At 59.9% G+C, this 20,104-nt stretch carries 16 protein-coding genes; 5 read left to right on the forward strand and 11 right to left on the reverse strand.

What is annotated here, in order from left to right; translation table 11 throughout:
- Positions 1-49 precede the first annotated feature (49 nt).
- Positions 50-1,540, reverse strand: coding sequence for an aldehyde dehydrogenase family protein (locus HNR03_RS21235; RefSeq protein WP_208670312.1), 1,491 nt, complete (start codon positions 1,538-1,540; stop codon positions 50-52).
- 176 nt (positions 1,541-1,716) lie between these two features.
- Between HNR03_RS21235 and HNR03_RS21240 the strand changes: the two genes are divergently transcribed.
- The 3 genes from HNR03_RS21240 to nadE all read left to right on the forward strand — a co-directional run bounded on the left by HNR03_RS21240 (position 1,717) and on the right by nadE (position 4,876).
- Positions 1,717-2,625, forward strand: a complete 909-nt coding sequence (locus HNR03_RS21240; protein ID WP_090176209.1) for a LysR family transcriptional regulator — start codon at positions 1,717-1,719, stop codon at positions 2,623-2,625.
- A gap of 183 nt (positions 2,626-2,808) precedes the next feature.
- Positions 2,809-4,044, forward strand: coding sequence for a nicotinate phosphoribosyltransferase (gene pncB, locus HNR03_RS21245; protein ID WP_259155594.1), 1,236 nt, complete (start codon positions 2,809-2,811; stop codon positions 4,042-4,044).
- A gap of 4 nt (positions 4,045-4,048) precedes the next feature.
- Positions 4,049-4,876: an ammonia-dependent NAD(+) synthetase gene (gene nadE, locus HNR03_RS21250; protein WP_259155596.1), complete on the forward strand. Its 828-nt coding sequence runs from the start codon at positions 4,049-4,051 to the stop codon at positions 4,874-4,876.
- Positions 4,877-4,955: 79 nt separating this feature from the next.
- Here nadE and azu read toward each other — a convergent pair whose 3' ends face one another.
- Positions 4,956-5,402, reverse strand: a complete 447-nt coding sequence (gene azu / locus HNR03_RS21255; protein WP_259155597.1) for an azurin — start codon at positions 5,400-5,402, stop codon at positions 4,956-4,958.
- Positions 5,403-5,745: 343 nt separating this feature from the next.
- On the opposite strand from azu, the gene HNR03_RS21260 reads away from it, so the two are divergent.
- Positions 5,746-6,333, forward strand: a complete 588-nt coding sequence (locus HNR03_RS21260; RefSeq protein ID WP_259155598.1) for a TIGR00730 family Rossman fold protein — start codon at positions 5,746-5,748, stop codon at positions 6,331-6,333.
- Between the two features lie 68 nt (positions 6,334-6,401).
- Positions 6,402-6,590, forward strand: coding sequence for a hypothetical protein (locus HNR03_RS21265; protein ID WP_007947526.1), 189 nt, complete (start codon positions 6,402-6,404; stop codon positions 6,588-6,590).
- A gap of 220 nt (positions 6,591-6,810) precedes the next feature.
- Here the strand turns inward: HNR03_RS21265 and HNR03_RS21270 are convergent, their stop codons facing one another.
- The 9 genes from HNR03_RS21270 to rpsF all read right to left on the reverse strand — a co-directional run bounded on the left by HNR03_RS21270 (position 6,811) and on the right by rpsF (position 19,939).
- Complete coding sequence (locus HNR03_RS21270; protein WP_259155600.1) at positions 6,811-7,701, reverse strand: transglutaminase family protein; 891 nt, start codon at positions 7,699-7,701, stop codon at positions 6,811-6,813.
- Entirely contained in the window at positions 7,701-10,187 is a 2,487-nt protein-coding gene (locus tag HNR03_RS21275; RefSeq protein WP_259155601.1) for a circularly permuted type 2 ATP-grasp protein, read from the reverse strand. Before HNR03_RS21275 ends, HNR03_RS21270 begins: the two co-directional genes overlap by 1 nt.
- 88 nt (positions 10,188-10,275) lie before the next feature.
- A complete protein-coding gene (locus HNR03_RS21280) occupies positions 10,276-13,551 on the reverse strand; it encodes a DUF2126 domain-containing protein (RefSeq protein ID WP_259155602.1) in 3,276 nt (1,091 codons plus the stop codon).
- A 308-nt stretch (positions 13,552-13,859) separates the two neighbouring features.
- Positions 13,860-16,163 carry a YgiQ family radical SAM protein gene (locus tag HNR03_RS21285; protein WP_259155603.1) on the reverse strand — a complete coding sequence of 768 codons (2,304 nt, stop codon included), beginning with the start codon at positions 16,161-16,163 and terminating at the stop codon, positions 13,860-13,862.
- A gap of 184 nt (positions 16,164-16,347) precedes the next feature.
- A complete protein-coding gene (dnaB, locus tag HNR03_RS21290; protein ID WP_007902695.1) occupies positions 16,348-17,742 on the reverse strand; it encodes a replicative DNA helicase in 1,395 nt (464 codons plus the stop codon).
- A 119-nt stretch (positions 17,743-17,861) separates the two neighbouring features.
- Positions 17,862-18,308 carry a 50S ribosomal protein L9 gene (rplI, locus tag HNR03_RS21295; RefSeq protein ID WP_033055552.1) on the reverse strand — a complete coding sequence of 149 codons (447 nt, stop codon included), beginning with the start codon at positions 18,306-18,308 and terminating at the stop codon, positions 17,862-17,864.
- A 19-nt stretch (positions 18,309-18,327) separates the two neighbouring features.
- The gene (locus tag HNR03_RS21300; protein WP_090176231.1) at positions 18,328-19,221 is read right to left on the reverse strand and encodes a hypothetical protein; all 894 of its coding nucleotides are present in this window, start codon (positions 19,219-19,221) and stop codon (positions 18,328-18,330) included.
- 36 nt (positions 19,222-19,257) lie between these two features.
- Positions 19,258-19,488 (reverse strand): 30S ribosomal protein S18, encoded by a 231-nt coding sequence (rpsR, locus tag HNR03_RS21305; RefSeq protein ID WP_002551829.1) that lies wholly within the window; start codon positions 19,486-19,488, stop codon positions 19,258-19,260.
- 28 nt (positions 19,489-19,516) lie between these two features.
- The gene (gene rpsF, locus HNR03_RS21310) at positions 19,517-19,939 is read right to left on the reverse strand and encodes a 30S ribosomal protein S6 (protein WP_003217491.1); all 423 of its coding nucleotides are present in this window, start codon (positions 19,937-19,939) and stop codon (positions 19,517-19,519) included.
- Between the last annotated feature and the right edge of the window lie 165 nt (positions 19,940-20,104).

Raw genomic sequence — 20,104 nt, forward strand, 5'->3', positions numbered from 1 at the left:
ACGCAGAGCGTGGGAACGATCAACAGGGAATCACCGCTCGACTCAGTACTTAGTCGAACGTAATGCCCTGAGCCAACGGCAACTCCAGCGAGTAGTTCACGGTGTTGGTCTGGCGGCGCATGTAGCCGCGCCATGCATCAGAGCCCGATTCACGACCACCGCCGGTTTCTTTCTCGCCACCAAACGCGCCACCGATTTCCGCGCCGCTCGGGCCGATGTTGACGTTGGCGATGCCGCAGTCGCTGCCGACCGCCGACATGAACTGCTCGGCTTCACGCACGTCGGTGGTGAAGATGCACGAGGACAGGCCTTGCGGTACGGCGTTGTTCAGGCGCAGGGCTTCGTCGAAATCCTTGTAGCCGATCACGTACAGAATCGGTGCGAACGTTTCGTGGCAGACCACATCGCTCTGTTCCGGCATTTCAACGATGGCCGGCGCGACGTAGTAAGCGTTCGGGAATTTATCTTCCAGCTGGCGTTTGCCGCCGAACACCCGGCCGCCTTCGCTCAAGGCCTGCTCCAGCGCGTCCTGCATGTTTTCAAAACTGTTTTTGTCGATCAGCGGGCCGATCAGATTGCCTTCCAGCGGATGGCCGATGCGCACTTTGGAGTACGCGGCTTTCAGGCGGGTGACGATTTCTTCCTTCACCGACTCGTGAGCGATCAGGCGACGCAGCGTGGTGCAGCGTTGACCGGCGGTGCCGACGGCGCTGAACAGAATGGCGCGAACGGCCATGTCCAGGTCGGCGCTTGGGCCGAGGATCATCGCGTTGTTGCCGCCCAGTTCGAGGATGCTGCGGGCGAAACGTGCGGCGATTTTCGGCGCCACTTCACGGCCCATGCGGGTGCTGCCGGTGGCGCTGATCAGCGCGACACGCGGGTCATCGACCAGTGCTTCGCCGGCATCGCGACCGCCGATGATCACTTGGCTCAAGTGTGGCGGGGCGTCGCTGAAGTTCTTCAGTACGCGGTCGAACAGTGCCTGGCAGGCCAGCGCGGTCAACGGGGTTTTCTCGGACGGTTTCCAGATCACCGGGTTGCCGCACACCAGCGCCAGCGTGGTGTTCCAGGCCCAGACGGCGACCGGGAAGTTGAAGGCGCTGATCACGCCGACGACGCCCAGCGGGTGCCAGGTTTCGCGCATGTGGTGGCCCGGACGCTCGGAGGCGATGGTCAAACCGTACAACTGACGGGACAGACCGACCGCGAAGTCGCAGATGTCGATCATTTCCTGAACTTCGCCCAGGCCTTCCTGAGTGATCTTGCCGGCTTCCCAAGACACCAGCTCGCCAAGGTCGGCCTTGTATTCACGCAGGATATCGCCCAGTTGACGCACCAGTTCGCCACGGCGCGGGGCCGGGACCTTGCGCCACAATTCGAACGCATGATCTGCACGACTGATGTGCTGCTCGACTTCGGCAGCGCCTTCCCAGTTCACGGCGGCGATCTGGCTGCCATCGATCGGCGAATGCACCGGCACTTTGCCGTTCTGGTACAGGGCCGGGTTCACACCAAGACGATCAAGCAATGCGGCAACCATGGGTCACTCCTCAAGCAAAAAACAGAAAACGTGCAGCCGTAATTTCACGACTGATCAGACCTGTAGTTTTAGCTCGCCCGAGGTTACCCAACAAACGACCTTTAAGAGAGATATCATTCCGTTTATTCATGCTTTGAATTTGCTGGTAGTAAAAGAAACAAGAAAAAGGACCGTCCATGCTGAATAAACGCTACCTGCCGTCGATCACTGCCCTCCAGTGTTTCGAGGCCGTCACCCGGCATTTGAGCTTCACCCGGGCCGCCGAAGAGCTGAACCTGACCCAAAGCGCTGTCAGCAAGCAGGTGGCGCAACTTGAAGAGCTGCTGCAACACCTGCTCTTCCGCCGGGTCCGTCGACGCCTGCAAATGACGCCCGCCGGTGATTTGTACCTGGTGGAAGTGCGAAAAATCCTCACCCAGGTCGAGATGTCGACCCATTACCTGCGTTCCTACGGCGGCGAAACCGAAGTCTTGCGCGTCTCGACGCCGCCGACCTTCGGCGCGCGCTGGCTGGTGCCGCGCTTGAAAGGCTGGCGCCTGCGCCATCCCTCGATCCATCTGGACCTGTGCAGCGAACAGGAAGCCGACGACTTGCTGCAAGGTCGCAGCGACCTGGCGTTCTATTTCGGCCAGGGCTCACGTCCCGGCACCGAATGCCTGAAGCTCTTCGGCGAAGAGCTGGTGCCGGTTTGCGCACCGGGCAGCATGCCGGATACACCGTTCACCGATCCCACGCAGCTCACTGACTTGGTCCTGCTGCAAAACGCCTCCCGGCCCCAGGCCTGGCACGACTGGTTCGACAGTCAGGGCTACCACACCGAACACAGCTACCACGGCCCGCGCTTCGAAACCTTCTACATGTGCATCCGCGCCGCGCAAGTCGGCTGCGGCGTCGCGCTGTTGCCGAGGTTTCTGGTGGAAGAGGAATTGGCCGACGGCAAACTGGTCATACCCTGGCAGCACGCAATGCCCAGCACCGATGCCTATTACCTGGCGTATCCGGAGCATTCGGCGGAAGTGCCCAAGGTTCGGGACTTTGTGAAGTGGATGCTGGAGCAGATAGATAGTCCTACAGCCAATGATTAAGCCCCTGTAGGAGCTGTCGAGTGAAACGAGGCTGCGATCTTTTGATTCTTGCTTTAAAACCAGAATCAAAAGATCGCAGCCTCGTTTCACTCGACAGCTCCTACAGGATCAACGCAGAAATCGCTGGCATTACCCATCACCGATATGCGCCACTATCCCTATTCCAAGTGGAGAACCCCCGTTATGAGCGAGAGCGTGTTTGGCGATCGCATCGTGCAGAACCTGCTCGACACCGACTTCTACAAACTGACGATGATGCAGGCGGTGCTGCACAACTACCCGAACGTAGACGTCGAATGGGAGTTCCGTTGCCGTAACAGTGAGGATTTGCGTCCCTACCTGGCCGAAATCCGCTTCCAGATTGAACGTCTGGCCGAGTTGAGCCTGAGCGCCGATCAATTGAGCTTCATGGAGCGAATCAGCTTCATGAAACCGGATTTTTTGCGCTTTCTCGGGCTGTTTCGCTTCAACCTGCGCTACGTCCACACCGGCATTGAAAACGGCGAGTTGTTCATCCGTCTACGCGGGCCGTGGTTGCATGTGATCCTGTTCGAAGTGCCGCTGCTGGCGATCGTCAGCGAAGTGCGCAACCGCTATCGCTACCCGCAAGTGGCGATGGAACAGGTGCGCGAGCAGCTTTATCGCAAGTTCGACTGGCTGACCGCCAACGCCAGCAGTGACGAATTATCCGAACTTCAGGTCGCCGATTTCGGCACACGCCGGCGCTTTTCGTTCCGTGTGCAGGAAGAAGTGGTGAACGTGCTCAAGCACGATTTCCCCGGGCGTTTCGTCGGCACCAGCAACGTGCACCTGGCACGAGAGCTGGACATGAAGCCGCTGGGTACGATGGCCCACGAGTGGATCATGGCGCACCAGCAACTCGGGCCACGGCTGATCGACAGCCAGATCGCCGCCCTCGATTGCTGGGTGCGCGAGTATCGGGGTCTGCTGGGGATCGCCCTGACCGACTGCATCACCATGGATGCCTTCCTCAACGACTTCGACCTGTTCTTTGCCAAGCTCTTCGACGGCCTGCGCCATGACTCTGGGGATCCGGTGATCTGGGCAGAAAAGGCGATCGCCCACTATCAAAAGCTCGGCATCGACCCGATGAGCAAGACCCTGACGTTCTCCGACAGCCTGACGCTGCAAAAGTCGCTGGAAATATTTCGCGCGCTGCGTGGTCGGATCAATGTCAGCTTTGGTATCGGGACTAACCTGACGTGTGACATTCCGGGTGTTGAACCGATGAGCATCGTGCTTAAAATGGCCGCCTGCAACGATCAGCCCGTGGCCAAGATTTCCGATGAGCCGGGCAAGACTCACTGCAAAGACCCGAATTTCGTCGCCTACTTGCGACATGTTTTCCAAGTACCTGCCGCCCTTTCCAGCGCATCCAGTCTATCTAGCAAGGAGTGAATTCATGCAAGCCGTACAGCGTGAGATTGCTGAGCAGCTCAAGGTTCAACCACCGTTCGCCGACCATGCCGCCCTCGATGCGGAAATCGCCCGGCGTATTCGTTTCATTCAGGATTGCCTGGTCAATTCCGGGCTCAAGACGCTGGTGCTGGGCATCAGCGGCGGTGTCGATTCGCTGACCGCCGGCCTGCTGGCCCAGCGCGCCATGCGCGAATTACGCGAGACGACCGGCGATAAAAGTTACAAATTCATCGCCGTACGCTTGCCGTACGAGACTCAGTTCGACGAACACGACGCTCAGGCTTCGGTGGATTTCATCGCCCCGGACGAACGTCACACGGTGAACATTGGCCCGGCAGTCAAATCCCTGGCCAATGAAGTCGCGGCGTTTGAAGGCAAACACGCCGTCTCCGTGGACTTCGTGCTCGGCAACACCAAGGCGCGGATGCGCATGGTCGCTCAATACACCATCGCCGGCGCAGCCCACGGGCTGGTCATTGGTACCGACCACGCAGCAGAAGCCGTGATGGGGTTCTTCACCAAATTCGGTGACGGTGCCTGCGACCTCGCACCGCTCAGCGGCCTGGTGAAAAACCAGGTCCGTGCGATCGCCCGCCAATTCGGCGCCCCCGAGTCGCTGGTGGAAAAAGTCCCGACAGCCGACCTTGAAGACTTGTCGCCAGGCAAGCCGGATGAAGCGTCCCATGGCGTGACGTACGCCGAGATCGATGCGTTCCTGCACGGTCAGCCCGTACGTGAGGAAGCGTTCAAGATCATTTGTGACACGTACAAGAAGACTCATCACAAGCGAGTGATGCCGTTTACACCCTAAACGCCAAGCTCCTACAGGGATGAGCCAGGCACAAAAAAAAGCGTCCCAAGCGGACGCTTTTTTTATGCGCTCAATTCGATTACTTCAGGGTGACAGTGCCTTTCATCATCGAGATATGGCCTGGGAACGAGCAGAAGAAAGCATAGCTTTCCCCAGCGGCCAGTTTCGATACGTCGAAGGTCACCGAGTCCTTCTCGCCGGCACCAATGACTTTGGTGTGAGCGATGATGCGCGCATCACCTTCTTTCAAGTAGTTCTTGTCGATACCTGCGGACAGGCCATCAGTGGCGATCGGCTGCGCATCAGCCTCTTTACTCAACACCCAGTTATGGCCCATGACGTTTTTCGGCAAGCTGCCGGAGTGAGTCAGCTCTACGGTAAAGGTCTTGCAGCTCTTGTCGATTTCGATGGCCTTGGTGTTGAAGGACATCTGATCGGTGGAGTCGACAGTGGTCTTGCACTCGGCAGCCATCAATTGACTGCTGGCCAGTGTCAGCAGGGATACCGCAACAAGTTTGGCAAACATGGTGAATCTCCAAGGCAGGGTTAACAGAAGTGCTGATGGACAGAAGACTGCCTGAAAACTTCGCAAGTTCCTATGACCTGAATCAAAAATTGTATACAACTTTCGGGCTATGACACCTATCGAAACAATCTACCAGCCAGACGTCTAGGTCGGCCCTATCATCAGGTCGTCATCTCTCACCCGGAGCGTCAGTCATGTCCATCAACAGCTTTTTGTGCAGTTTGCTCGCCGCCTACGCCTGTGGCGCCAGCGGCACCTTTGAAACACCTGAACGCGAAGTTTAGCCCTTGGATCGCCGCTTGCCTGCCTTTACTCTGTGGCCATCCTGACCATGGAGTAAGGCATGTCTTTAGCGTCCGTTTGTGTATTTTGCGGTGCCAGCACCGGCACCCACCCGGCTTATCGTGAAGCGGCTGTCGCCCTCGGGCAGGCATTGGCCGCGCGCAAGCTGACCCTGGTCTATGGCGGGGGCGCCGTCGGGCTGATGGGGATCGTCGCCGATGCTGCGCTGGCAGCCGGCGGTGAAGTCATCGGCATCATTCCGCAAAGTCTCAAGGACAAGGAAATCGGCCACAGCGGCCTGACCCGTCTTGAAGTGGTCGACGGCATGCATGCACGCAAGGCGCGAATGGCCGAGCTCAGCGACGCATTCATCGCCCTGCCCGGCGGCCTCGGCACCCTGGAAGAACTGTTCGAAGTCTGGACCTGGGGCCAACTCGGTTACCACGGCAAACCGCTCGGCCTGCTGGAAGTGAACGGTTTCTACAGCAAATTGACGGGTTTTCTTGATCATATCGTCGGTGAAGGCTTCGTTCGCGAACCACACCGTGACATGCTGCAAGTGAGCGAATCGCCGCAAACCCTGCTCGACGCACTGGATGCCTGGCAACCCTCGATCCCGCCAAAATGGGCCGAGCAAAAACCCAGCTAACGGCTTGGTGCCGATACAGGGCAGAATATGCGCCGCTCAACCTCACCTTCGACCCCAGAGGATCGCCCATGGCTAAACCTAATTATTCCTTCGCCAAACGTCAGAGAGACTTGGCAAAGGAGCAGAAGAAAGAGGAAAAGCTTCAGCGCAAGAAAGCTACAGCTGAAGAAGAAGCAGCAGCACTGAACCCGGATGCAGAAGGCGAAGTGGCTACAGACGAAACTGAAGCACCGAAAGATCAGGCGCCCGACGCCTGAGACCCTCAGGGCCCGATGATCTGATCAGGCCCACCGGATCTGTGTCCAGGGTCAGCAGTCACTTTGCTGACCCTCACAGTCCCCTCTGAAATACCCCTTCTCAAGAATTGCACATTCCCTTGTGGGAGCGGGCTTGCTCGCGAAAGCGGCGGCACATCCGACATCTATGTGACTGTGTGATCGCTTTCGCGAGCAAGCCCGCTCCCACATTTGATTTCTGTTACTCCAGTGGCATCACGGTGACGCGGACTTCAGGATCATGGCTGCCGCCGCCCAGAATCACCCCACGCAATGGCGAAACATCGGAAAAATCCCGCCCCCAGGCCAGGGTGATGTGTTCCAGTGCCGGCTGCACGTTGTTGGTCGGATCGAAATCCACCCACCCCAGCACCGGACAAAACACCGAAACCCAGGCATGCGACGCGTCAGCGCCGATCAGTCGCGGCTGGCCCGGCGGTGGCTGGGTCAGCAGGTAGCCGCTGATGTAACGCGCCGCCAACCCACGGGAGCGCACACACGCGAGCATCAGGTGAGCGAAGTCCTGGCAAACCCCGCGCCGACGCTCCAATACTTCCACCAGCGGTGTCGCCACTTGAGTGGCTTCGGCGTCGAAGGTGAATTCGCTGAAGATTTTTTCCATCAATGCCTGGACGCCCAACAACAAGGGCTGACCCGCCGGGAAGCAACTTTCCGAGAATTCGACAAAGTTGCTTTTCAAATGCACGTAGGGCGATTCGAACCGGAAACGGCACGCCTCCAGCAACTCAGGTGAAAGGGGCTGGCTGCTATAGCTCAATGCGTTGCGGGTTTCTTCCCACGCCGGGGATTGATTGAAATCCAGCGTCGGCCGGGCCAATACCTCGACCGTGAGACTCGCGTTGACCAGCAATTCATCGTGCGGCCTCTCGAATGCCAACCGGGTCAGCGGATTGCCGAACACATCCAGCTCATCGCGGCGCGAGGTCGGGTCGGGGCTGATCTGCAGCTGCCGCTCGGTACAACGTTGCCAGGCACAGGCGCGCGGCCACAGGTGCGCGAGTTGCTGCGCCAGGGATACCGGGCTGTCGTAGTGATAATGGGTGTCGTGGAAAATCTGGTAATGGGCGCTCATCAAACGGACACCGTGCGCTGGCTGACATCATCGACATGGGCGAAATGGCGCAACGCCAGGCGATCCGACACCTGTCCGCTGGCATCGGCGATCTGTTGCAGCAAATCGGCCAGCCCCTCGATGGCGGCGCGAACGCTGGCTTCGCCGAACAACGAGTTCTCCAGGCAGCCCAAGTCGAACTGCGCCAACCGTTCGACCATTTGCGGCAGCCCGGCTTCGCGCGGCACGCCAAAGTCATCGTTCAAACGCTTGAGCGTGCGGGTCACCAATTTCAACTGGAACAGCACCGCGTGCGGGTTTTGTTCATCGAGCAGCAACAGGTCGAGCACCGGAATCAACTGGGCCACGGCCAGGTACCGCGAGCGGTAAGTGATGCTGCTGTTGCCCAGCTCCAGCAGCCATTCCAGCCCGGCCTGATCAAACGCGCCGGCACCGCGCAGAAACGCCGCCAGGCTGCCACTGAGAAACTGCAGTCGCTCGATCCGCCGGCCGATCATCAAAAAGCGCCAACCTTCGTCTCGCGTCATGTCATCCAGGGCGAAACCGGACAATGCCGCGAGAGACATCACCAGGCGGTTGAGGAAATCCAGCAACTCGCCGAAATCCGGCTCCTCGGTTTCCAGCTCCATGGCTTCGCGCTGCAACTCCACCAGCGCCTGCCAGTTTTCCCGCGAGAGCTTGCCCCGCACCTGGGATGCCGCCCATTGCAAGCGCTGCAAGTTGGAACGCAGGCTGAACGGCCAGTCGTCGCCGAGCAACGCGGCCAATAACCGCTCGGGCAATGTGCCTTCGTCCGGCAACAGGTTCAGGCGCTCGCCGAGATCGACTGCCGCTTCCAGCGCCTGCGGGTCGTCTCCATCGACATAGCGTGCAAGCATGATCCGCAGCAGTCGGGCGCTGTCATCACAACGCTCGCAATAGCGGCCAAACCAGAACAGGTTTTCCACCACCCGCGACGGCAGATAGGGATCACGCCGCACCAGATCATGTACGCCGATCGTGCGCTGGGTTTTCCATTGTTCGCCGCTTGGCGGACGATCACCCAGCACCCACGTGTCCTTGCTCGCGCCACCGCGTTGCATCGACACCACTTCGGCGTCTGCCTCTGCGGCAACCCGAGTCAAACCACCCGGCAATACCCGGTAGCCGTCGCGGCTCGCCACCGCATACATGCGCATGCCGATGGCACGTGGTTGCAGCTGACCATCCTCGGCCTGCCAGATAGGCGCCTGAGACAATTGCGCCAATTCTTGCGCGACATAGGCATAAGGCCGCGCCTGCATGCGCTCTGCCAACGCCTCGCGCTGTTTTTCACTCAAATCCCGGCCAAATACCGGAGCGAAGCTTTGCGAAGGAAAGGCCGGTTTGATCAGCAACTCGGGCAGTTTTTCCAGGGCCTGAGCCAGCACTGGCGCTTCACCACACCACCACGTCGCGATGGACGGCAGGATAAGCTCTTCGCCGAACAGGAACTGATTGATCCGCGGCAAAAAGCCCAGCAATCCCGGCGATTCCAGCACGCCGCTGCCGAGGGCATTGGCCACCAGCACGCGCCCCTGTCGCACCGCTTCAAGCAGACCCGGCACGCCAAGCGCCGAGTCGGTGCGCAGCTCCAGCGGATCGCAGAAATCATCGTCAAGGCGACGCATGATCGCGTGGACCCGACGCAGGCCGCTCAGGGTTTTCAGGTAGACCGTGGCATCGCGCACCGTAAGGTCGCCACCCTCAACCAGGGGATAACCGAGCTGACGCGCCAAATAGAGATGTTCGAAATAGCTTTCGTTGAAACGCCCCGGCGTCAGCAGCACGATCAGCGGCGCCTCATCATCGCTTGGCGCCTGGCGGGCAAGGGTTTCCTGAAGCGTGCGGAAGAACCCGGCCAGATGCTGCACCTTCAAATCGCGATACAACTCGGGAAACGCCCGGGACACGATGGTGCGGTTTTCCAGCGCGTAACCGGCACCGGATGGCGCTTGAGTGCGATCTGCCGTGACCCACCAGCGGCCATCAGGCGTGCGCGCCAGATCCACGGCGTACAGATGCAGAAAGGTCCCGTCGGGCGGCGCAATGCCCTGGCAAGGCCAGAGGAAGTTGTTGTGGCCGAAGACCAGTTCCGCCGGCAGCAGACCTTCGGCGATCAGCCGTTGCGGACCATAGAGGTCCGCCAGCACAGCATTGAGCAAACGTGCGCGCTGAGCGATCCCGGCCGATAACCGTGCCCATTCATCAGCGGCAATCACATGGGGCAGCAGGTCAAGTTCCCACGGGCGGTCAGCGCCCTTGGGGTCGGCGTAGACGTTGTAGGTCACGCCGTTTTCCTGGATCTGTCGGGTCAACAGCGCCTGACGCTGCACCAATTGCATTGGCGTGCTGCGTTGCAATTGGTCGAACAGACGACGCCAGTGCGGGCGTACGCCACCGCTGTCGTCGAGCAGTTCGTGATAAGTGCCCGCCGTCAGCGGGTAGCGGTCAAGCAGGTCAGGCATGGAAAGCTCGGCAGACAGCAAAGAACGGTCAGACTAACGCAGGCTCATGACACCCGGATAGACGAAAGATCCGGGCGTCGCGTACGGTTTAGAAACGTCGTAAATCGAGCGTCATAGGCAACTCGTCGTTTATTTCCAGGATCGGTACAGGCAGTTTCCCAGGCGTGTGCCCGATACGGAAAAACCGCGCCATCCGCCGGCTTTCGGCCTCATTGGCGTTCACCGGCAGGCTGTCGTAGTTGCGTCCGCCCGGATGGGCGACGTGGTACTGGCAGCCACCCAGCGAACGTTGCATCCAGGTGTCGAGCAGGTCGAACACCAACGGTGCGTGAACCGGGATGGTGGGTTGCAGGCAGTTGGCCGGTTGCCACGCACGGAAACGCACGCCGGCAACAAATTCGCCAACCCGCCCGGTAGGCTGCAAGGGCACCGGGACGCCATTGCAGGTCAGCATGTAACGCTGCGGCGCGAGGCCGGTGAGCTTGACCTGCAAGCGCTCCAGCGATGAATCGACGTAGCGCACCGTGCCGCCGACCGCGCCCTCCTCGCCCAGCACATGCCAAGGCTCCAGCGCCTGGCGTACTTCAAGCTCGATGCCACTGACCGCGTAATCGCCGACCTTGGGAAAGCGAAATTCCAGATGCGCCGCAAACCACTCCGCCCGCACCGGATAACCGGCGGCATTGAGATCGACGATCACATCAGCGAAATCCTGCTCGATAAAGTGTGGCAACAGGAACCGGTCATGCAGCTCGGTGCCCCAGCGCGCCAGCTTCGGCGGCGCATAAGGCTCACGCCAGAACCGCGCGACCAGCGCCCGCAGCAACAACTGCTGAGCCAGACTCATGCGCGCATGCGGCGGCATTTCAAATGCTCGCAATTCAAGCAATCCAAGCCGCCCCGTCGCGCCATCCGGCGAATAGAGCTTGTCGATGCAGAACTCGGCGCGGTGCGTATTGCCCGTCACGTCGATCAGCAAGTTGCGCAACAACCGGTCGACCAGCCACGGCGCACACGCCTCGCCCGGTTCGGGCATCTGGGCGAAGGCGATTTCCAACTCGTACAACGCATCGTTGCGCGCTTCATCGACACGCGGCGCCTGGGACGTCGGGCCGATGAACAATCCGGAAAACAGGTAAGACAGCGACGGATGGTTATGCCAATAGCTGATGAGGCTGCGCAGCAGATCCGGACGGCGCAGAAACGGCGAGTCCGCCGGCGTTGCGCCACCCAGCACGAAATGGTTACCGCCGCCGGTGCCGGTGTGTCGCCCGTCGATCATGAATTTCTCGGTGGTCAATCGGGTCTGGCGCGCCTCTTCGTACAGAAATTCGGTGCGCTCGACCAACTCGTCCCACGTGGCGGACGGCTGCACGTTGACCTCGATCACGCCCGGATCGGGGGTAATGCGGAAGTTGCTCAGGCGCGGATCGCTCGGCGGCTCATAGCCCTCCAGCAACACCGGGCAATGCAGTTCCTGAGCCGTGGCCTCGATGGCGGTGACCAGCTCCAGATAGTCTTCGACCCGTTCCAGAGGCGGCATGAACAGGTACAACCGCCCTTCCCGGGCCTCGGCGCAGAAAGCGGTGCGGGTGAGCCAATCGGCGGACTCATCGACCTTCGGCGTCCGCTCAACCGCGTCGGCCGGCACGCCCGGGCTGTTCAGCTGCATCGTGTCCGGCAGTGCCGAAAATTCCTGGTTCGGATCGGCAGGATGAATGAACGGATACTCCGCCGCCTTCACCCAAGGCTGCGAGCCCAGCGGCAAGCGATAGCCCAGCGGCGAGTCCCCCGGCACCAGCCGGCAATGTTCGTCGCGCAGATACCAGCGACCGCTTTGCCACTGATCACCTTTGGCGGTCCGCGCCAGCGGCAAGACCTGACCAATGACTTTGTCCAGGCCCTGGCTGAACACTTTGCGCAGGCGCGCACGCTCCAACGGTTCTTCCAGACGTGAGTCTTCGGCGCTGACGTTCAGCGGCAAAGTGCCTTCGCGCCACAAGTAATAGAAATTGTCTTCGTAGGCCGGAAACACGAAGCGTGTCGGAATTTTCAGGCGTTCGGCGACACTCGCCAGAAAACGCCCGGCCAGTTCGCCATCGGCGCCGTAGTCTTCCTGCTCATCGGCGATCAAGGCGCTGTTGTGCCAGATCGGCACGCCATCGCGGCGCCAGTAGCAGTTCAGTGACCAGCGCGGCAATTGTTCGCCGGGGTACCACTTGCCCTGACCGAAATGCACCAGGCCTTGGGGCGCGTAATGCTTGCGCATGCGTTGGAACAGTTCGGCGGACAGGCGTCGCTTGTCCGGCCCCAGCGCGGCGGTGTTCCATTCGGCGCCGTCCGGGTCATCGATGGACACGAAAGTCGGCTCGCCGCCCATGGTCAGGCGCACGTCCCCCTCGAGCAGGTCGGCATCGATCTGCCGGCCCAGCGCCTGGATCGCCAGCCACTGCTCTTCGGTGTAGGGCTTTGTGACCCGCGGCGCTTCCCAGATCCGCTCCACGGACATTTCGTGGGTGAACTCACATTCGCACGGCTCCACCAAGCCACTGATCGGTGCCGCAGAGCCCGGATCGGGACTGCACGCCAACGGAATGTGTCCTTCCCCGGCAAACAGCCCTGAGGTCGCGTCCAGGCCGATCCAGCCAGCACCGGGCAAATACACCTCGCACCAGGCGTGCAGGTCAGTGAAATCCACTTCGGTGCCAGAGGGGCCGTCGAGGCTTTTGACGTCGGCGGTCAGCTGGATCAGGTAACCGGAAACGAATCGAGCCGCCAGGCCGAGATTTCGCAGCAGTTGCACCAGCAACCACGCCGAGTCGCGGCACGAGCCAGAGGCGTGTTCGAGGGTGTGTTCCGGCGTCTGCACGCCCGGCTCCATGCGGATCAGGTAGCCGATGTCTTCGCTCAAACGCTGGTTGAGCGCCACGAGGAAATCCACGCTGGGCAGCGGCGTGCGGTCGATGCCGTCCAGATAGGCCTTGAACTTCGGCGTCAGGGGCAAGGTTTCCAGATAGGGCGCCAGTTCCTTGCGCTCATCCGCGGCATAAGCGAAAGGGATCTTTTCCGCGTAGGGCTCGAGGAAGAAGTCGAAGGGGTTGAACACCGCCATCTCCGCCAGCAGATCGACTTCGATCCGCAGCTCGGAGGTTTTTTCCGGGAACACCAATCGCGCCAGGTAATTGCCCTGGGGGTCCTGCTGCCAGTTGATGAAGTGCTGCTCGGGCGAGACTTTCAGCGCATAGGAGAGAATCCGCGTGCGACTGTGAGCGGCCGGGCGCAGGCGAACGATCTGCGGACCGAGCTCGACGGCGCGGTCGTAGCGGTAATGCGTGACGTGGTGCAATGCGACATGAATCGACACGGCGTGCCTCCTGCGAGCCTTAAGCGTATTGGAAAGCGCGCAAGACTTATGCCATCCCGTGGCGCTGGCGCTTTCTTCCTTTGCTTGAGGCAGTACAGCACCAAAATCGGGCGATGCGGGAAATTGGTTGGGCGCAGTTGCACGAAAATGTTGCGAAGGGAGGGTTGAGGGCTTGATCGTTCCCACGCTCCCGCGTGGGAATGCAGCCCGTGACGCTCCGCGTCACTGGACGCGGAGCGTCCCTTGAGGCATTCCCACGCGGAGCGTGGGAACGATCAGGTTGGCGTTCTGTTCAGCTCAAGCGAGGCTTAGCGCGGTACGACTGGCTTACGTGCGGGCTTGGGCCCTTTGCCTTTGGCCGCGTCCTTGCGTTCCTTGGCCGCCTGCTGGTTGCGGGCGAACGCCGCAGCCTTGGCCTGTTCACGCTTGTCCCACGGATTACCGCCATCGCTGGCGCGCGGTGGCAGGCCGGTGTGCTGGGTCAGAATCTTGGTGGTCTTTTCCCCGGCCACTTTGTGGCTGCCAGCCGGCGTTGAGTTCTTGCGACGGGCGCTCTGGTAGCTGTCGGTCGCTGGCTGATGCAACGGAATCAACTGATTCTTGCCCGGCCCGATCAGGTCGGCGCGGCCCATGCGGGTCAACGCTTCACGCAGCATCGGCCAGCCTTTCGGATCGTGATAGCGCAAGAACGCCTTGTGCAGACGACGCTGCTCTTCGCTCTTGACGATGGTCACCGCGTCGCTCTTGTACGTCACCTTGCGCAGCGGGTTCTTGCCCGAGTGGTACATCGCGGTGGCGGTGGCCATCGGCGACGGGTAGAACGCCTGCACCTGGTCGGCACGGAAGCCGTTGCCCTTGAGCCACAGGGCCAGGTTCATCATGTCTTCGTCAGTGGTGCCCGGGTGAGCGGCGATGAAGTACGGAATCAGGTACTGCTCTTTCCCGGCTTCCTTGGAGTACTTCTCGAACATGCGCTTGAACTTGTCATAGCTGCCGATGCCCGGTTTCATCATCTGGTTGAGCGGACCTTCCTCGGTGTGTTCCGGGGCGATCTTCAGGTAACCACCGACGTGGTGGGTCACCAGCTCCTTGACGTATTCCGGCGACTCGACCGCGAGGTCGTAACGCAAGCCGGAAGCGATCAGGATCTTCTTCACACCCGGCAAGGCACGGGCGCTGCGATACAGCTGGATCAGCGACGAGTGGTCGGTGTTCAGGTTCGGGCAGATACCCGGGAACACGCACGATGGCTTGCGGCACGCGGATTCGATTTCCGGGCTCTTGCAGGCGATGCGGTACATGTTCGCGGTCGGGCCGCCGAGGTCGGAAATGACGCCAGTAAAGCCCGGGACCTTGTCGCGGATCTCTTCGATTTCGCGAATGATCGACTCTTCGGAGCGGTTCTGGATGATCCGGCCTTCATGCTCGGTGATCGAGCAGAAGGTGCAGCCACCGAAGCAGCCACGCATGATGTTCACCGAGAAGCGGATCATGTCGTAGGCCGGAATTTTTTCCTTGCCGTACGCCGGGTGTGGAACGCGGGCATAAGGCATGCCGAACACGTAGTCCATTTCCTCGGTGGTCATCGGAATCGGCGGCGGGTTGAACCAGACGTCGACTTCGCCGTGCTTTTGCACCAGCGCGCGGGCGTTGCCCGGGTTGGTTTCCAGGTGAAGCACGCGGTTGGCGTGAGCATAAAGCACCGCGTCGCCACGGACTTTTTCAACGGATGGCAGACGGATCACGGTCTTGTCGCGAGTCATCTTCGGGCTGGCCAGGATCTGCACGACCTTGGCTTCGCTCGGGTCTTCAACCGGACCTTTCTCTTGCTCGATAGCGCAAGCCTGAGTGTCCTGGGTGTTGACGTACGGGTTGATGATCTTGTCGATCTTGCCCGGACGGTCGATGCGCGTGGAATCGACTTCGTACCAGTCTTTGGGCGTATCACGACGAATGAACGCGGTGCCGCGCACGTCGGTGATGTCTTCGATCTTGTGACCGTAGGACAGACGCTGGGCAACTTCGACGATCGCACGTTCGGCGTTGCCGTAAAGAAGGATGTCGGCGCAAGCGTCGATCAGGATCGAGTTGCGCACCCGGTCCTGCCAGTAATCGTAGTGGGCGATGCGGCGCAGGGAGGCTTCGATGCCACCGAGCACGATCGGCACGTTCTTGTAGGCTTCCTTGCAGCGCTGGCTGTAAACCAGGCTCGCGCGGTCCGGACGTTTGCCCGCCAGGCCACCGGGGGTGTAGGCGTCGTCGGAACGGATTTTCTTGTCGGCGGTGTAGCGGTTGATCATCGAGTCCATGTTGCCGGCCGCGACGCCGAAGAACAGGTTCGGCTCGCCGAGCTTCATGAAGTCGTCTTTGGACTGCCAGTTTGGCTGGGCAATGATCCCGACGCGAAAGCCTTGCGACTCCAGCAGCCGGCCGATAATCGCCATGCCGAACGACGGATGGTCAACGTATGCATCACCGGTGACGATGATGATGTCGCATGAATCCCAGCCAAGCTGATCCATCTCCTCCCTGCTCATCGGCAGGAATGGCGCGGGACCGAAACATTCGGCCCAGTACTTGGGATAGTCAAATAACGGCTTGGCTGTTTGCATGACGATGACCGGTGTTGAGATGAAAAATCGCGGGCGCGGAATATAGCACAAAAAATAACCAATTCCGACGGCTATGGTCGGAAATAGCGGTGACCCCATCGCGAGCAGGCTCACTCCCACAGGGGAATGCATTCCAAGGTGGGAGTGAGCCTGCTCGCGATGAGGCCTGACCAGACGACGGAAATTATTCGTCGTCGAAGTTATAGCTGCCCGGCGCCAGGTTTTCGAAACGGGTGTACTTGCCAATGAACGCCAGCCGTGACGTACCAATCGGTCCGTTCCGCTGTTTACCGATGATGATTTCGGCAATGCCCTTGTGCTCGGTTTCCGGGTGATACACCTCGTCCCGGTATACGAACATGATCACGTCAGCATCCTGCTCGATCGCTCCGGATTCCCGAAGGTCGGAGTTGATCGGGCGCTTGTTCGGTCGTTGCTCCAGGGAGCGGTTGAGCTGGGACAGCGCCACCACCGGGCAGTTGAATTCCTTGGCCAGGGCTTTCAAGGACCGGGAAATCTCGGAAATCTCGTTGGTCCGGTTATCGCCACCGGAACCTGGAATCTGCATCAACTGCAGGTAGTCGATCATGATCAGGGCGATGTCGCCGTGCTCACGCACCAGACGCCGGGTCCGCGCGCGCATCTCAGAGGGGCTGATACCCGCCGTATCGTCGATGAACAGTTTGCGATCATTGAGCAGATTGACTGCCGAAGTCAGGCGCGGCCAATCGTCATCGTCCAGGCGGCCGGCCCGGACCTTGGTCTGGTCGATACGGCCAAGCGACGACAACATACGCATGATCAGCGATTCGCCTGGCATCTCCAGCGAGTAAACCAGGACGCACTTGTCGCTGCGCAACACGGCGTTTTCCACCAGGTTCATCGCAAAGGTGGTTTTACCCATGGACGGACGGCCGGCGACGATGATCAGGTCGGACGGCTGCAGGCCGCTGGTCTTCTCGTCGAGGTCGGTGTAACCGGTGGACAGGCCAGTGATGGCGTTGTCGGTGTTGAACAGGGTGTCGATGCGGTCGATGGCCTTGGTCAGCAGGTCATTCACACTCACCGGGCCGCCGGTTTTTGGCCGGGCCTCGGCGATCTGGAAGATCTGCCGTTCAGCTTCATCGAGAATTTCTTCAGCCGTGCGGCCTTCAGGGTTGAAGGCACTGTCGGCGATTTCGGTGGCGATACCGATCAATTGCCGCAAGGTCGCTCGCGCACGAACGATCTGTGCATAGGCCTTGATGTTGGCGACAGACGGCGTGTTTTTCGCCAGCTCACCCAGGTAACCGAGACCACCGACTTGCGAGGTCTGGCCTTCCTTGTCCAATTGCTCGGCCAGGGTCACCACGTCGATTGGTGAGTTCTGATCGGCCAGCTTGGCGATCGCACGGAAGATCAAACGGTGGTCATGTCGATAGAAATCGCCATCCGAAACCTGATCCAGCACGCGTTCCCAGGCGTTGTTGTCCAGCATCAGACCACCGAGCACGGCCTGTTCGGCCTCGATGGAATGCGGCGGCACCTTCAGGGCAGCGGTTTGCAGATCGTATTGCTCGGGTGCGGAGATATCGTTCATGGCCACTTGAATAGTTGTGTAAATCAGGAACTGCAGAAAGACAAAGGGCACGACCTGTAAACAGGATCGTGCCCGATGTTACCGGCAAGCACCCGAGGGTGCCAGCCGACAAGTGCTGCTTAAGCTGCTACCACGACAACGCGTACGGTGGCTTCAACTTCGGCGTGCAGATGCACGGCTACGTCGAATTCACCTACGTTACGGATAGTGCCGTTCGGCAGACGAACTTCGCTTTTTGCAACTTCAACGCCAGAGGCGGTCAGTGCATCAGCGATGTCGTGAGTACCGATCGAACCGAACAGCTTGCCTTCGTCGCCAGCGGTGGCAGTGATAGTCACTTCCAGCTCAGCCAGTTGGGCGGCACGGCTTTCAGCCGAAATCTTACGGTCTGCTGCGGCTTTTTCCAGCTCAGCGCGACGCTCTTCGAACGCAGCCAGGTTGGCAGCGGTCGCAGCGGTAGCTTTGCCGTAAGGCAGCAGGTAGTTACGACCGTAACCAGCCTTGACGTTTACTTTGTCACCCAGGTTGCCCAGGTTGGTGACTTTTTCCAGAAGGATCAGTTGCATGTGAAAATCCTCTTAACTTTTAACCTTCACCGTTCGCGCTATCGGCGTCTTTCGGCGCCGAACGACCGCGAAAATCAATCAGGCTGTCGACGATGGCCAAGACCACCAGCAACGGATAGATCAGCTGCATGAACAGCAACAGCGTGACGTACAACCCCACCAGCCAGAACCTGGCCAGTCGCTTCTTCGCCACCAGCCCGTGAATCAGGGCCAGCCCGGCGAACACCAGCGGAACACTGCACAACGGTGTCAACATCGCCATCTGCGGACCGATGTTCGGCCCCAGAAGCATCAACACCAGCATTGCAATCGCCGGCCCCAGCGGGAATCGGATGGCGCGAAACTCGCGACCAAAACCACCCGGGTTGTACAACAACGCCTGCCAGTAGCGCCCGACAATCAGGCTCAGCACACTGACGATTTGCAACAAGGCCGCAATCAAGCCGGTCAGGACCGGAGCAATCAGGGACGCAAAATGCGCTTGCTCGTCTACCGACAACTTCTGGTAGACATCACCGAGTAGCGACGGCATGACCTTTATCAAGGCCTGCGCCAGCATCTCGATCTGGGGCGCAAAAGCCGCCCCCAGCACCACCGAAAACACCGTTCCCACTGCTACGCTGACCAGCAGCACGCGGACCCAGGACTCGCTTGCGCGCAAAACCAACGCAAGGCTCGAAGACCCCAGCAGCACCAGAAGTGCCCGTGGGTCGTCGGAGTAAAGCCACCAGACCAACGCCGGCAGCAATCCCAGAGCAAGTACGCCAATGGCGTCCTTCAATCCGCGCCGCAAGAGCACAAGGCATCCAGCGGCAGCACCCAACCAATACAACAACGGCAATGTTGCGCATCCGGCCACTACGAGAGTGGCCTGCATACGGCCGCGCATGATGAACTCAGCTAAGGCACGCATGCTTTCAATCCTTTGCTACGTGTCGACTGCCCGGTCTCAGCGGCCGTGGCTGTCGGTGTAGGCCAGCAGGGCCAGGAAGCGGGCGCGCTTGATAGCGGTGGCCAGCTGACGCTGATAACGTGCTTTGGTACCGGTGATGCGGCTTGGAACGATTTTGCCGGTCTCGGATACATAAGCTTTCAGAGTGTTGAGATCTTTGTAATCGATCTCTTTCACGTCTTCAGCGGTGAAGCGGCAGAATTTACGACGACGGAAGAAACGTGCCATTTGATAGGCTCCTTAAAAGGTCCGTGGATTACTCGTCAGCGTTATCGCTGTTGTCGCTGTCATCACTATCAGCGCTTTCAGCGCCTTCGTGCTCAGGACGGTCGCGACGCTCACGGCGCTCACTGCGGTTTTCTTCAGCCTTGAGCATCTCGGATTGGCCGGTAACGGCTTCTTCGCGACGGATGACCAGGTTACGGATCACTGCATCGTTGTAGCGGAAGTTGTCTTCCAGCTCGGCCAGGGCCTTGCCAGTGCATTCAACGTTCAGCATCACGTAGTGAGCCTTGTGAACATTGTTGATTGCGTAGGCCAGTTGACGACGGCCCCAATCTTCCAGACGGTGGATTTTGCCGCCGTCTTCTTCGATCAGCTTGGTGTAACGCTCAACCATGCCGCCGACTTGCTCGCTTTGATCCGGGTGGACCAAAAAGATGATTTCGTAATGACGCATGAATGCTCCTTACGGGTTGTAGCCTGCCGCTCAAAAGCGGTCAGACAAGGAGTGAATGACACTAATGGACTTGCTTGCGATAGACACATGCGTGCCTGCCGTCACAGCAAGGGGCGCAATTGTAGAGAAGGGACCGAAGAGGTGCAAGGCAATTGGTGATTATTT

The organism is Pseudomonas sp. JAI111 (assembly GCF_024809425.1).
Taxonomy (GTDB): Bacteria; Pseudomonadota; Gammaproteobacteria; order Pseudomonadales; family Pseudomonadaceae; genus Aquipseudomonas.

Excerpts from the sequence above, each read along its gene's own strand:
- rplI (WP_033055552.1), bottom strand. The coding sequence starts at position 18,308 with ATGCAACTGATCCTTCTGGAAAAAGTCACCAACCTGGGCAACCTGGGT.
- HNR03_RS21300 (WP_090176231.1), bottom strand. The coding sequence starts at position 19,221 with ATGCGTGCCTTAGCTGAGTTCATCATGCGCGGCCGTATGCAGGCCACT.
- rpsR (WP_002551829.1), bottom strand. The coding sequence starts at position 19,488 with ATGGCACGTTTCTTCCGTCGTCGTAAATTCTGCCGCTTCACCGCTGAA.
- HNR03_RS21285 (WP_259155603.1), bottom strand. The coding sequence starts at position 16,163 with ATGCAAACAGCCAAGCCGTTATTTGACTATCCCAAGTACTGGGCCGAA.
- nadE (WP_259155596.1), top strand. The coding sequence starts at position 4,049 with ATGCAAGCCGTACAGCGTGAGATTGCTGAGCAGCTCAAGGTTCAACCA.
- HNR03_RS21235 (WP_208670312.1), bottom strand. The coding sequence starts at position 1,540 with ATGGTTGCCGCATTGCTTGATCGTCTTGGTGTGAACCCGGCCCTGTAC.
- HNR03_RS21240 (WP_090176209.1), top strand. The coding sequence starts at position 1,717 with ATGCTGAATAAACGCTACCTGCCGTCGATCACTGCCCTCCAGTGTTTC.
- pncB (WP_259155594.1), top strand. The coding sequence starts at position 2,809 with ATGAGCGAGAGCGTGTTTGGCGATCGCATCGTGCAGAACCTGCTCGAC.
- dnaB (WP_007902695.1), bottom strand. The coding sequence starts at position 17,742 with ATGAACGATATCTCCGCACCCGAGCAATACGATCTGCAAACCGCTGCC.
- rpsF (WP_003217491.1), bottom strand. The coding sequence starts at position 19,939 with ATGCGTCATTACGAAATCATCTTTTTGGTCCACCCGGATCAAAGCGAG.
- azu (WP_259155597.1), bottom strand. The coding sequence starts at position 5,402 with ATGTTTGCCAAACTTGTTGCGGTATCCCTGCTGACACTGGCCAGCAGT.
- HNR03_RS21275 (WP_259155601.1), bottom strand. The coding sequence starts at position 10,187 with ATGCCTGACCTGCTTGACCGCTACCCGCTGACGGCGGGCACTTATCAC.
- HNR03_RS21270 (WP_259155600.1), bottom strand. The coding sequence starts at position 7,701 with ATGAGCGCCCATTACCAGATTTTCCACGACACCCATTATCACTACGAC.
- HNR03_RS21260 (WP_259155598.1), top strand. The coding sequence starts at position 5,746 with ATGTCTTTAGCGTCCGTTTGTGTATTTTGCGGTGCCAGCACCGGCACC.
- HNR03_RS21265 (WP_007947526.1), top strand. The coding sequence starts at position 6,402 with ATGGCTAAACCTAATTATTCCTTCGCCAAACGTCAGAGAGACTTGGCA.